The 13066-nt window shown below is 69.0% G+C and carries 11 protein-coding genes; 5 read left to right on the top strand and 6 right to left on the bottom strand.

The window, feature by feature from the left end; all coding sequences use genetic code 11:
- Window positions 1-17 precede the first annotated feature (17 nt).
- Window positions 18-1628, bottom strand: coding sequence for a sodium/solute symporter (locus OHT21_RS17695; RefSeq protein WP_328769290.1), 1611 nt, complete (start codon window positions 1626-1628; stop codon window positions 18-20).
- Window positions 1625-2068 carry a DUF485 domain-containing protein gene (locus OHT21_RS17690; RefSeq protein ID WP_328769289.1) on the bottom strand — a complete coding sequence of 148 codons (444 nt, stop codon included), beginning with the start codon at window positions 2066-2068 and terminating at the stop codon, window positions 1625-1627. The genes OHT21_RS17695 and OHT21_RS17690 overlap by 4 nt, the downstream gene beginning before the upstream one ends.
- Before the next feature lie 486 nt (window positions 2069-2554).
- On the opposite strand from OHT21_RS17690, the gene OHT21_RS17685 reads away from it, so the two are divergent.
- Complete coding sequence (locus OHT21_RS17685; protein ID WP_328769288.1) at window positions 2555-3226, top strand: DUF4097 family beta strand repeat-containing protein; 672 nt, start codon at window positions 2555-2557, stop codon at window positions 3224-3226.
- 27 nt (window positions 3227-3253) lie between these two features.
- A complete protein-coding gene (locus OHT21_RS17680) occupies window positions 3254-3832 on the top strand; it encodes a GtrA family protein (protein ID WP_328769286.1) in 579 nt (192 codons plus the stop codon).
- 17 nt (window positions 3833-3849) lie between these two features.
- On the opposite strand, the gene OHT21_RS17675 is transcribed toward OHT21_RS17680, so the two are convergent.
- The gene (locus tag OHT21_RS17675) at window positions 3850-3993 is read right to left on the bottom strand and encodes a hypothetical protein (RefSeq protein ID WP_328769285.1); all 144 of its coding nucleotides are present in this window, start codon (window positions 3991-3993) and stop codon (window positions 3850-3852) included.
- 202 nt (window positions 3994-4195) lie between these two features.
- On the opposite strand from OHT21_RS17675, the gene OHT21_RS17670 reads away from it, so the two are divergent.
- On the top strand, window positions 4196-4621 hold the full coding sequence (locus OHT21_RS17670) for a VOC family protein (RefSeq protein ID WP_328769284.1): 426 nt from the start codon (window positions 4196-4198) through the stop codon (window positions 4619-4621).
- Window positions 4622-4679: 58 nt separating this feature from the next.
- Here OHT21_RS17670 and OHT21_RS17665 read toward each other — a convergent pair whose 3' ends face one another.
- Together OHT21_RS17665 and OHT21_RS17660 are read right to left on the bottom strand one after the other, a co-directional pair.
- Window positions 4680-5003, bottom strand: coding sequence for a hypothetical protein (locus OHT21_RS17665; RefSeq protein ID WP_328769283.1), 324 nt, complete (start codon window positions 5001-5003; stop codon window positions 4680-4682).
- 82 nt (window positions 5004-5085) lie between these two features.
- Complete coding sequence (locus OHT21_RS17660) at window positions 5086-6828, bottom strand: MFS transporter (RefSeq protein WP_328769281.1); 1743 nt, start codon at window positions 6826-6828, stop codon at window positions 5086-5088.
- Window positions 6829-7216: 388 nt separating this feature from the next.
- Here OHT21_RS17660 and OHT21_RS17655 point away from each other — a divergent pair, with 388 nt between their 5' ends.
- Together OHT21_RS17655 and OHT21_RS17650 are read left to right on the top strand one after the other, a co-directional pair.
- On the top strand, window positions 7217-8005 hold the full coding sequence (locus OHT21_RS17655; RefSeq protein ID WP_328769280.1) for an ABC transporter ATP-binding protein: 789 nt from the start codon (window positions 7217-7219) through the stop codon (window positions 8003-8005).
- Complete coding sequence (locus tag OHT21_RS17650) at window positions 8002-10584, top strand: ABC transporter permease (protein ID WP_328769279.1); 2583 nt, start codon at window positions 8002-8004, stop codon at window positions 10582-10584. The genes OHT21_RS17655 and OHT21_RS17650 overlap by 4 nt, the downstream gene beginning before the upstream one ends.
- Window positions 10585-11396: 812 nt before the next feature.
- Here OHT21_RS17650 and OHT21_RS17645 read toward each other — a convergent pair.
- Window positions 11397-12854, bottom strand: coding sequence for a DUF2079 domain-containing protein (locus tag OHT21_RS17645; RefSeq protein ID WP_443050388.1), 1458 nt, complete (start codon window positions 12852-12854; stop codon window positions 11397-11399).
- Window positions 12855-13066 lie beyond the last annotated feature (212 nt).

Raw genomic sequence — 13066 nt, 5'->3', positions numbered from 1 at the left:
CGCCCAACCGCCGGAGGCTAACGCTCTCGCCGGACCACGCCCGCCAGAATCCACCCCTCGACCGCCTCGTACTGCCTGCGCTGTTCCTCCGCCTGCCGCCGCCCGGACAGCACCGTCCCCAGCCAGCCGAAGGCGAAGCCGAGCGGAATGGACAGCAGCCCGGTCGTGGTGAACGGGAACCAGGTGAAGTCATGGTCGGGGAACGCCGAAATGGGTGACCCGGAGACCAGGTTGGTCCCGGTCATCAGCACGAACGTGCTGACCGAGCCGCCGATCAGCGTGCAGAGCAGCCCCGCCCGGGTGTAGCGGCGCCAGAAGAGCCCGTACACCAGCGCGGGCGCGATCGCCGAAGCGCCGAGGCAGAACGACAGCGTCACCAGCGGCTGCAGACTGCGGTGCTGGACCAGCGTGGCCAGCAGAATCGTCGGCACGCCCACCGCTGCCGCGGACAGCCGGGCCAGCGTCATCTCACGCCGGGGCGACAACTGCTTCCGGCCGTGCGCGAAGACGTCATGTGCGAGGGAGTTGGCGCAGGCGAGGATCATCCCGGCCACGGACGCGAGCACGGTCAGGAAGATCGCGGTGGTGACGGTCGTGAACAACAGCGTCTCGGCCGTCGACACATCCGCCCCGAACACGGCCCGCGAGCCCAGCAGATAAGCGGTGTTGCCCTGCGGATCCACCGCGGTGATCGCGTCCCGCCCGATCATGGCGACCGTACCGAACCCGACCACCGTGATGATCAGCACGAACAGCGCCACGGCCGGCACCGCCCACGACATCGACCGGCGCACCTCGCGCGCACTGCCCGCGGTGTACATGCGCATGGTGATGTGCGGCAGCACCGCGGCGCCGAGGACCACCGTCAGCTCTGAGGTGATCATGTCCAGCTTGGGACTCGGCCCGCCGGCGAACTGCAGCCCCGAGCTGAGGAACGCCGGCCCCGCCCCGCTGCTCTCCGCCGCCGTGCTGAAGAGGCCGCCGACGTTCCAGTCGAACTGGTTCAGGATGAGTACGGAGATGACGGCGCCGGAGCCGAGCAGCATCACGATCTTCAGGATCTGGATGAGGGCGGTGCCCTTCATGCCGCCGATCGCCGCGTAGCTGATCATCAGCGTGCCGAGCCCGATGATGCAGCCGGTCTTCAGCGAGTCGCTGGAGAAGCCGAGGAGAAACGCCAACAAATCGCCCGTGCCCGCGAGTTGGACCAGCATCATCGGCATCAGCGCGGCCAGCGTCACGACGCAGGCCGCGATGCGTACGGAGCGTCCCGGCATCCGCCGCGCGAACACGTCGCCCATGGTGAACCGGCCCGCGTTGCGCAACGGTTCGGCCAGCAGGAACATCAGCAGCATCAGGGAGAGGGCGGTGCTCAGGGCGAGTACGACCCCGTCGTAGCCGAACAGCGCGATCACGCCGCCCGTGCCGAGCACCGTCGCGGCGGAGATGTAGTCGCCGGCGATGGCGAGGCCGTTGCGCATCGGGGACATCGAGCTGTAGCCGGTGTAGAACTCGTCGAGGTCGTCGCGGTCGGGGCCGGTCATCACGCACAGCAGCAGCGTGATGGTGGCGATGACGGTGAACGCCACCAGTGACATCGCCTGCGAGGAATTGCTGAACCCGGTCACCGGTCGCCCTCCGCCCGCTTGGCGTCCAACTCGGCCTGTTTCCTTATCCGTTCGGCGATCGGATCGACGCCGCGCCGGGCCGTGAACTCGTACAGCGCGATCGCCGCGCAGGTGACGGGTACCTGGATGAGCCCGAGCAGCAGTCCGAGGGGCAGTCCGTCGGTGACCTCCCGCGTCATGAAGTCCGGCGCGTACGCGGACAGGACGAGAAACAGCGTGAAGTACCCCAGCGCGGTGAGCGTCGCCACGCGCCGCTGCCACCGGTACGCGGTGCGCAGCACGCGGATGTCGCTGTGGTGGCCGAGGGCGACGTGCCGGGGTTGGGTGCGCGCGGGTTCGGGTTCCGGCTGCGGGTCGGGTGCCCAGGGATAGGTGAAGTACGAGGGCGACGAGTCGTGCGGCGGTGGAACTGGGTACGACGGGGAGGGGTCGTAGGACATCCCGGTCTTCCTTGCGTGGCTCGGGCCCGAGTACGCGAGTACGTGCGGGCCGCAGGGAATCTTGTGGATGGGCATGGGCGGGAACGAGCCACGCACGCTACTCGGCGCCCTCCGGATGCGCTGCTCTTTTCACCAAACTGATTGGTCGGTACGCGCTTACTTCGCTGACCTCGGGTGTTACCCCTGTTAACCCGTGTTGCCCCATTGGTCAGCCGCGACGAAAACGTAAACGGTGGGGCGGCTTCCGGTGCCGTGCGTGGCAGCCCGGGTCGCCTTCGTGGCCCTTGGGTGCCTCTGCTCTAGCGTTCACTTCCATTGATTGCAACGAGCTGGGTGACTGTTGTTGCGTTATCTTCAGAGTTGTTGCAACGATTTCTAGGCTTCTACCTGCAGCGATGTCGATAGTGTGCAACGAGTATGTTGCTAGAACAGTGAATGCAACGTAGCTTTTCCATTGTCAGAAACAAGGAACCGAAGGAGAGAACGATGCAGAACTTCACCACCCCCGCCCCGATCTCCGCCGTCCTCGACATCCCCGCCGGGCGCATCAAGTTCATCGCCGCCGACCGGGCCGACACCACGGTCGAGGTCCTGCCCGCGGACGCCTCCAAGAGCCGCGACGTGAAGGCGGCCGAGGACTTCGAGGTCGCCTACGGCGACGGCGTCCTGCGGATCAAGGCTCCGGAGGCGAAGAACCAGTACTTCGGTCCCTCGGGCTCCGTCGATGTGACGGTTCACCTGCCGGCCGGTTCGCGGGTCGAGGCGAAGGCGGCCAGCGCTGAGTTCCGGGGCGTCGGGCGGCTCGGAGACGTCGTTTTCGAGGGCTCGCATGGCCCGGTCGAGATCGACGAGGCCGCGAGTGTCCGTGTCACCGCCTCTGCCGGTGACGTCACCGTCGGCCGCCTGGGCGGTTCGGCGGAGATCAGCACCCAGAAGGGCGACATCAAGATCGCCGAGGCCTTCTCCGGCACGGTCACGCTGCGCACTCAGGCGGGCGATGTGTCGGTCGGCGCCGCGGCCGGAGTCTCCGCCTCCCTGGACGCCTCCACCGGCTACGGCCGGCTCAACAACTCCCTGAAGAACACCGACGGCGCCGCCGCCGGCCTGACCATCCACGCGACCACGGCCCACGGCGACATCACCGCCCGCAGCCTCTGACCTTTCATCAACAAAGGAGAACCCGCCATGAAGTCGCCACTCGCACAGAAGCCCGAGACGGCGACTTCGGCCACCCCCGGCCCCGTCGCCTCCTTCCTACGGTTTGTGCTATCCGGAGGAGGCGTCGGGGTCCTGTCCAGCTTCGCGGTAACGCTGCTGGCCATGACCATGCCCTGGGCCGTCTCGAACGCGATCATCACCGTCGCCTCCACCCTGCTGTGCACCGAACTCCACGCCCGCTTCACCTTCGCCAAAGGCCGCAGTGCGGGTTGGCGAGAGCACTGGCAGTCCGCGGGCTCGGCAACCGCCGCGTACCTGGCGACCAGCATCGCCATGTACGTCCTGCACCTGGCCCAGCCCTCCGCCGGCACGCTGACCGAACAGATCGTCTACCTCAGCGCCTCCGGCCTCGCCGGCGCGGGCCGCTTTATCGTCCTGCGCCTCTACGTGTTCGCCGGCCGCCGCGGCCGGACGGGCCGGACCACACGACCGCTGATGCGGCAGGGGCAGGGGCAAGGGCCGGTGCCCGCGCCCGGCCCGACGGGAGTGCGGCAGCCGTCGAGCAAGACCTGGCCGAACGGCTCGCGACCAGAACTGGCGGCGTGAGCCCCGCCTGAGCGCGTTCACTCATCGGGGTCGGCCGGGTGGCCGACCCCGATGAGTGTCAGCGGGTGCTGTCCGGAGGGCACGATCGCGGGGGTGAGGCCGAGGAGCCGGTTGTCGTCGAAACCCGATGCCTGTCGGCGGTGCGCCCCTGGGCCGCCCACGCCAGGTGTGCGATCTGGTCGAGGCCCAGGGGCTGCGAGCTGAAGCTGCGCGTGCTGCGTCGCCGTATCAGCAGGGATCCCGGGCTCACCAGGTGGCCCCCGGTCGCAGTCGTAGGCCGAACAGGCGCCAGAGGCACTTCTCGTTGTGTCATCGCCTCGGGCAAGCATGTCCGGCACCCACCCTTCACGACACACTGAAGTCATGAACGCAGACGACAGGAACCTTCTGGCAGAGGGAAGCGTCGCGACCAGGCTTCCCGCTCAGGACCTGGACCGGGCGCGGCGTTTCTATTCCGAGCAGCTCGGTCTGGAGCCCGTCGACGAGCGGCCAGGTGGGCTGTTGTACCGGTGCGGAGGTGCGGAGTTCGCGCTGTTCAAGTCGACGGGAGCGTCTCCCGGCACCTTCACGCAGATGGGGTGGCAGGTCGACGACATCGAGGCAGTCGTGGCGCAGCTGAAGCGGCGCGGCGTGGTGTTCGAGGACGTCGACGTGCCCGGGTTCCGGACGAGAAACGGGATCGCGGACATCGACGGCCACTATCCGAGCAAGGGTGCAAAGGGCGAACGCGCCGTCTGGTTCCGCGACAGCGAGGGGAACCTGCTGGGTATCGGGCAGCCGGTGTTCTGACGGGCCTTCCGGCCTTCCGGCCTTCTGAGCAGAGCGCCCGGCCGGGGGGCGAGGCAGGTCAGTAGCCCTTTGTCGCCCGCCATACCGGCCCGAGATACTCGGAGAGCTCAGATCCCTCGCTCCGTGCCAGTTCGACGAGTTCGGAGTTCCGGAGGTCACCCTCGCCGGACGTCATGATCTCCCGCACTTCGTCGGCCATCGGCAGCATCTCCGGCGAGAGCGACACCTCCGCCGAGCCCGAGCCCTCCACTTGCTCCGCCGAACGGCGGACGTGGAGGACCAGTGCGGCCAACGCGACGTCTCTGACTTCGAGTTGCTGTGCGTCCCGAAGCCTGGCGACCTCCTGAGCCGTGACCATGAGGTCACGCGCATCGGCCGTCATGTGTCTCATTGCGCCCCTGGTGTTCTCGTGTCTCGTGCGGATCGGCGAAGAGTACGGACGGCAGGTGAACAAGAGAGGCCGGTCACGAATCGGTGGCGTTCTTGATCAGCGGAAAGCGGCGCGGTGCCATCAGCAGCAGGACCAGGAAAGCGAGTCCGGCTGCGCAGGCGGCTCCGTAGTAGACCGCGTGGACCGCGTCGGCGACCGCGTGGCGGACGTGGTCCGAGAGGGTGCCCGAGTCGAGGGAGCGGGTGATCGCGTCCAGGTCGCCGGCGCCGCCCAGGCGGGTGGCCAGGACGCCGTTGGCGACGGCTCCGAAGAGGGCCGCGCCCAGGGTTTGGCCGGTCTGGCGGCAGAAGAGTACGGAACCGGTGGCCGTGCCGCGTTCGGACCAGACGACGATCGACTGGACGCCTATGAGCAGGGGGAGTTGGAACAGGCCGAGCGCGGCGCCGAGCAGCAGCATGAGCAGGGCCGGCTGCCAGGGTTCGCCGGGGTAGGGCAGGAACGGGAACGCGAGCAGCAGCAGCGCGGCCGTGCCGATGCCGATCAGCGCCGAGTTGCGGAAGCCGATCCTGCGGTACACATGCTGGCTGAGCGCCGCCGACACCGGCCAGCTCAACGTCCATACGGAGAGCACGAATCCGGCCGCTATCGGAGCGAGGCCGAGGACCGCCTGCGCGTAGGTCGGGAGGAAGACCGTCGGTGCCACCATCAGCAGACCCAGCGCGCCGAGCGCCAGATTGACCGCCGCGATGGTGCGGCGGCGCCAGACCCAGCCGGGGATGATCGGTTCGGCGGCCCGGCGTTCGATGACCACGGTGAGTGCGACGAGGGCAAGTCCCGTACCCAGCAAGGCGATTGAGGGGGCAGACAGCCAGGGCCACGCGACTCCGCCCTGCACCAGCGCCGTCAGCAGTACGCCGCCGCACGCGAAGACCGCGAGCGCGCCCGCCCAGTCGATACGAGGACGGGGGCCGGGCGTCCGCGCGGGTTCGTGCAGGTGGCGGACGATCAGCCAGAGGGCCAGCGCGCCGACCGGCAGGTTGATGAGGAAGATCCACCGCCAGTCCGCGTACGCCGCGAGTACGCCGCCGACCGCCGGGCCGGCGACCGCCGATGTCGCCCAGACCGTGGACAACTTCGCCTGGATCTTGGGGCGTTGCTTCAGCGGGTAGAGATCGGCGGCGAGCGTCTGGACGGTGCCCTGGAGGGCGCCGCCGCCGAGGCCCTGGACGATACGGAAGGCGATGAGCGCCGCCATGTTCCAGGCGAGCGCGCAGAGCAGGGAGCCGAGCAGGAAGATGGCCGCGCCCGCGATCAGTACGGGCTTACGGCCGAAGGTGTCGGAGAGCTTGCCGTAGACGGGCAGGGTGACCGTCACGGCCAGCAGATAGCCCGAGAACAGCCAGGAGAAGACGGAGAAGCCGCCGAGGTCGCCCACGATCTGCGGTACGGCGGTCGACACGATGGTGGAGTCGAGCGCGGCCAGGCCCATCGCGAGCATGAGGGCGGCGACGACGGCACGGCGTTTACGGGGGTCGACCTGCTCGGCGGCCGATGGCGCGGACGGTGCGTCGGTGTCCGGCCCCGGCCCCGGCCCCGGCCCCGGTCCCGGTCCCGGCCCGGGCCCCGGCCCCGGCCCCGGTCCCGGTCCCGGCCCGGGCCCCGGTCCCGGTCCCGGCCCCGGTCCCGGCCCGGGCCCCGGCCCCGGCCCCGGTCCCGGTCCCGGCCCGGGCCCCGGTCCCGGTCCCGGCCCCGGTCCCGGCCCGGGCCCCGGTCCCTGGGTTTCCTCCTGGCTCACGGATTTCCTTTCCCCCTGCATCTATCTGCCGGAGGACACTCTCCCACTTCAGCCTCAACCTGTGGGAGGTATGTGGGAGGGGTGACGCCGACTGGCCTCAAGGGGGCAGCCGACCCTTAGTGCCCCTCCGTCGCCGGGTGGAGATCCCGTAGGGGTACCTCCGTACTACGGACCGGGGAGGCTTGGTACCGCCGGAGGACGAGACGCCCCATGCCCCCTCCTTAACCTGGCTTTACGCCGCTGAGGGCGGTGTACCGCAGCTCCGGAGGTGGGGTTTACCCCAGGAAAAGACTGCGCTGAGCACCAGCGCGCCGGACCCCCTCCTGCCGACAGACTCATTCCACGTAGAAGAGCACGCAGATCAAGCAGTTCACGCATACCACCTGATGACCGACTTAGGAGACATACCGTGACTACGGCTGTAAGCATTCCCAGGCACGGGGGCACTGGAGGGCGAACGGCCGTTGCCGCGCGGGCGCGGCAGGTCGTCAAGGCGTACGGGTCCGGGGAGACCCGCGTCGTCGCCCTGGACCACGTCGATGTGGACATCGCGCGGGGCCAGTTCACCGCGATCATGGGCCCTTCGGGGTCCGGCAAGTCCACGCTGATGCATTGCCTCGCCGGCCTCGACACCGTCACCTCCGGGCAGATCTACCTGGACGAGACGGAGATCACCGGCCTCAAGGACAAGAAACTCACGAAGCTGCGCCGGGACCGGATCGGCTTCATCTTCCAGGCGTTCAACCTGCTGCCGACGCTGAACGCGCTCGAGAACATCACGCTGCCGATGGACATAGCGGGCCGTAAGCCGGACAAGGGATGGCTCAGCCAGGTGGTCGAGACCGTCGGTCTGAGCGACCGGCTCAAGCACCGGCCGACCCAGCTCTCCGGCGGTCAGCAGCAACGCGTCGCCGTGGCACGGGCGTTGGCGGCACGGCCCGAGATCATCTTCGGTGACGAGCCGACCGGGAATCTCGACTCCCGCGCCGGCGCCGAGGTGCTCGGCTTCCTGCGGCGCTCCGTCGACGAGCTCGGCCAGACCATCGTGATGGTCACCCACGACCCGGTGGCCGCCTCGTACGCGGACCGGGTGCTGTACCTGGCCGACGGCCGGATCGTCGACGAGATGTGGAAGCCCACCGCCGAAACCGTCCTGGACCGTATGAAGGACTTCGACGCCCGGGGGCGCACGTCATGACCGTCATGAAGACCTCGATGCGCAACTTCTTCGCGCACAAGGGACGTATGGCCCTCTCGGCCGTGGCGGTCCTGCTGTCGGTGGCCTTCGTCTGCGGCACGCTCGTCTTCACCGACACGATGAACACGACGTTCGACAAGCTCTTCGCGGCCACCTCGTCCGACGTCCAGGTCAGCGCCAAGGGCGCCTCGGACACCGGTGAGACCCAGGCCGACAACGGCAAGCCGCCGGTCATGCCCGCGTCCGTGCTGGGCGAGGTGCGCAAGGCGGAGGGGGTCAAGTCCGCCGAGGGCACCGTCTTCTCCACTTCGGTGACCGTCGTCGACGCCGACAAGGACAGCCTCTCGCCCTCGGGCGGGGCTCCGACCATCGTCGGCAACTGGAACGCCAACGACGCCCGCACCATGAAGATCTCCTCCGGCAACGCCCCGCGCGGACCGGACCAGATCATGGTCGACGCGGACACCGCCGACAAGCATCACGTGAAGCTCGGCGACGAGATCGGCGTCATCACGGCGGTGGGCACGCACCGTGCCAAGGTCTCGGGCTTCGCGGAGTTCGAGGTCACCAACCCGGGTGCCGCGATCTTCTACCTGGATACGAAGACCGCGCAGAAGGTCCTGGTCGGAGACACCGGCGTCTACACGAACGTCAACGTCACCGCGGCATCCGGCTTCAGCGACGCCCAGGTGAAGAAGAACGTCACGGCCGCGCTCGACAGCGGCTACCAGATCCAGACGGCCAAGGAGGTCGCGGACGCCAACGCCGAGGACGTCGGCGAGTTCATGGGCGTGATGAAGTACGCGATGCTCGGCTTCGCCGGGATCGCCTTCCTCGTCGGCATCTTCCTGATCATCAACACCTTCTCGATGCTGGTCGCCCAGCGGACCCGCGAGATCGGCCTGATGCGAGCCGTCGGATCGAGCCGTCGGCAGGTCAACCGGTCCGTGCTGGCCGAAGCGCTGCTGCTCGGTGTCTTCGGCTCGGTGCTCGGGGTCGGTGCGGGCGTGGGCCTGGCCATCGGCCTGATGAAGCTCATGGGCGCCACCGGCATGAACCTCTCCACCGACGACCTCACCGTCGCCTGGACCACCCCGGTGGTCGGCCTGCTGCTCGGCGTCGTGGTCACCGTGCTCGCCGCATACCTGCCCGCCCGCCGGGCCGGCAAGGTCTCGCCGATGGCGGCGCTACGGGACTCCGGGGCGCCGGTGGACACCAAGTCCGGTGTCATACGGGCCCTGCTGGGCCTGGTCCTGACGGGTGCCGGCGGTTACGGCCTCTACCTCGCCTCCCAGGCCGACAAGGCCAGCGAGGGCTCGATGTGGCTGGGCGGCGGTGTGGTGCTGTCGCTGATCGGCTTCGTCGTCATCGGCCCGCTGCTCGCGAGCGGCGTGGTGCGGGTGCTGGGCGCCGTGGTGCTGCGGATCTTCGGCCCGGTCGGACGGATGGCCGAGCGGAACGCGCTGCGCAACCCGCGCCGTACGGGGGCGACCGGCGCCGCGCTCATGATCGGCCTCGCACTGGTCGCGTGCCTGTCGGTGGTCGGCTCGTCGATGGTCGCGTCGGCCACGGACCAGCTGGACAAGACCGTCGGTACGGACTTCATCATCCAGTCCGACAGCGGCCAGCTGATCACGCCGCAGGCGGTACAGGCGGCCAAGTCGGCGAAGGGCCTGGAGGGAGTCACCGAGTACAAGTGGACCGAGGCCGACTTCACCACCCCCGACGGCAAGACGCTCAAAGAAACGGCCATCACGGCGGCCGACCCGAGCTACGCCACGGACCTGAACACCGAGACGGTCGCCGGCAACCTCAAGGACGCCTACCGGCCCGACTCGATGTCCGTCCACGAGGACTTCGCCAAGAGCCACGGCATCAAGCTCGGCTCCAAGATCACCGTCGCCTTCGAGGCCGGCGGCGAGCCGGCCCGGCTGACGGTTCGCGCGATCACCAGCAGTGAGGTCGTCATCGACCAGGGGGCCATGTACACATCCATCGACACGATGGCCAAGTACGTCCCCGCCGACAAGATGCCGCTCGACATGATGGTCTTCGCCTCGGCGAAGGACGGCCAGGAGGCGGCCGCGTACAAGTCGCTGAAGACCGCGCTGGACGACTTCCCGCAGTACACCGTCCGCGACCAGACGGACTACAAGGAAGCGCTGAAGGACCAGATAGGCCAGCTCCTGAACATGATCTACGGCCTGCTGGCCCTGGCGATCATCGTCGCCATCCTGGGTGTGGTGAACACCCTGGCGCTGTCGGTCGTCGAGCGAACCCGGGAAATCGGCCTGATGCGAGCGATCGGCCTCTCGCGCCGCCAGCTGCGCCGCATGATCCGCCTGGAGTCGGTGGTGATCGCCCTGTTCGGCGCCCTACTGGGCCTCGGCCTGGGCATGGGCTGGGGCGCGACCGCCCAGCAGCTCCTCGCCCTGGAGGGCCTGAAGGTCCTGGAGATTCCGTGGCCGACGATCATCGGGGTGTTCCTGGGGTCGGCGTTCGTGGGGCTGTTCGCGGCGCTGGTACCGGCGTTCAGGGCGGGCCGCATGAACGTGCTCAACGCCATCGCTACGGAGTAGCTGCGCAGGCTTCTGTGGACGGGGGTACGGGGGGAGGAGCCCGGCGCTGGGGGCGCCGGGCTCCTTCGCGGGTGCCTCCGGCGGTTGGGCGGATTGGGTTCGGTGGCGGCTGCGGCGCCGTTGTGGCTGGTCGCGGGGTGCCTCCGGCGGTTGGGCGGTTGGGTTCGTTGTCGACTGACCGTTCGTCGTGGCTGGTCGCGCAGCCGTGCGGGGTGCCTCCGGCGGTTGGACGGGTGCGGGTTGAGTGTGGCTGGTCGCGCAGTTCCCCGCGGGGTGCCTCCGGCAGTTGGGCGGCTGCGGCGCCGTCGTGGCTGGTCGCGCAGTTCCCCGCGCCCCTTGGGTGCGTGGTGGGTGCGGGGCCGCGGGCCGGTGCGTCAGCCCGTCGCCAACAGGGCATACGGCCCCTTGCTTCCACAGGGTTCTGGTGTGCCCAGACCGAAGCTAAGCGACGGGCATAGGACGCACCGGCCCACGTCCCCTCCCGCCGGAGGGAAGCTGCGGGTAGTAGGGGTCCGGGCTTTTCCGCGCGGGCGGGCTCGGGGCGCGGCACCCTTCCGGGGCGCGGACTATTTCGGGTCGCGGGCTATTTCGGTTCGCTTGCTCGTCGGGGTGCGGGCAGTCGCAGGTTTTTAGGGGCGCGGGGAACTGCCCGACCAGCCACGACGGGCCTGTAGTCGCGACACGCAGTGTCACCCACCACCCGCTGGCGGGGGCCTGGGGCGCAGCCCCCCACGCGGCGGAGCCGCAAATTTACAGTCGGGAAGGGGCGGGGCTGGGGAAAAGGAACCCCTCCCCCCAGCCCGCCGCAGACGTCACCGTTCGCGTTGAAGCACCAGATACCCCTCGGCCGACCCCGCAACGACGTACTCCGCACGAGGGTGCAACTCGTGGGCGTACCCCACGGGGTCCTCGTAACGTCCGGAGGAGTTGTCCAGCGCGATGAAGTCCGGCGTCACCCCACGCGTGTTGGTGATCCAGAAGACCCGGCACCGAGAGGTGAGCCGACTGATCGGCCCGATGTTGGACTCGACGGTGGCGCCGTCAGGGATGCGCCCCAGCAGCCTGTCGATGGCGGAAACACGCGCCGGCACGCTATAGGCCGCGGACTCGGTCAACGCCCCCACCGGAAGCGCCGTCGTCAACGCCAGCGCAGCCGAGACGACCGCGGTCGGCAGATGAAGCGCGTACGACCGCAACCACGGCCGAGCACTGTGCCGCGCAGAGGCAAGCGCATCGGCCAGTGCGAGCACAACGACCGGCATCAGAACCGCGCTGTAGTGCCAATCCGTACCCCAGTGATGCGGATCGGAGGAAAAGAACCGCCACCCCAGCGTCGGCACGACGATCAGCAGAAGCGGGGAACGCAGCGCCAGCAACCCGGTGGTGGGAATCAACAGCCAGCCGAGGGTACGGAGTTTGGTGTCGAACCCGTCGAAGGGCCCACTCGAGTCGCTGACCTTGCTCCAGTAGTCATAGGCATCCGTGGTGTTGAACGCAGGTATGACCAGCATCATGGTGACCACCGTGGCCAGCACGCCGAAGCCCGCGACCCCGAGCGCGCACAGGGCCGTCCGCCGAGAGGACTTCCGGGCCCGCAGCGCGACGACCAGAGCGAGGGCCGCGAGGGTCAGACCAAGGTCCTCCTTGACCAGGACCAGTGGCAGGGCCCAATACAGAGCGGCCTGCCAGCGCTGCCGCAGCAACGCCTCCAGAGAGAAGGCGATCAGAGGAACGGCGAAACAGATCTCGTGGAAGTCGAAGTCCACGGCCCGCTGAATGCCCCACGACAGCCCGTACGCGACACCTAGCGCAAGCCCGCGCTTGCGTCCGAGCAGCCGGGCGGCGGCCCGGGTGACCGGTATCGCGGACAGCGCCAGCAGCGCGGCCTGGGCGACGAGCAGCGTGACGGGGGAGGGGAAGACCCGGTAGAAGGGGGCGAGCAGCGCGGTGACGGGGCTGAAGTGGTCGCCCAGGACGTTGGCGCCGGGCCCCTTGAGATCCACGACAGGCACCTGGAAGTGCGCGTACGCGCGCACGGCCTGCTCGAAGATGCCGAGGTCCCAGGACTGGTTGCCCAGCCGCAGGTACCGGCCTATGGAGACCACGGCGTACGCCACGAACAGCACCGCGGCCAGGATGTACGGATCCCGCCGCCCGTCCAGCAGGCGGCGGAGCCCCCGGTTACGGGACGGCTCGACCGGAGCCGCACTCCGGGGCGGGTCCTGCGCGGTCCGGTCGGATTCGGACGTGGCGACGGGGGCTCCGTGCACGGGGGCGGTCCTTCGGTCGGGCGGTGGGGCGCTCGGGCGGTGGGGCCAAGGGTTCGAACTGAGACGGTACCTCTGCGGTGTGTGCCCCCAGTAAGGGGCGCTGGCCCGGCTGCCTCCGCCCGGAACCCAGACGTTATCCACAGGCCCGGCACCCGTGACCGAGCCGACGTACCCTAGGACACCCCCGGCCCGTACGACGTGTCGGGCGCTCC

It is taken from the genome of Streptomyces sp. NBC_00286, from assembly GCF_036173125.1.
Taxonomy (GTDB): Bacteria; Actinomycetota; Actinomycetes; order Streptomycetales; family Streptomycetaceae; genus Streptomyces.
Note: the sequence above shows the minus strand (reverse complement) of the source record. Positions and strands in the feature narration are given on the sequence as shown.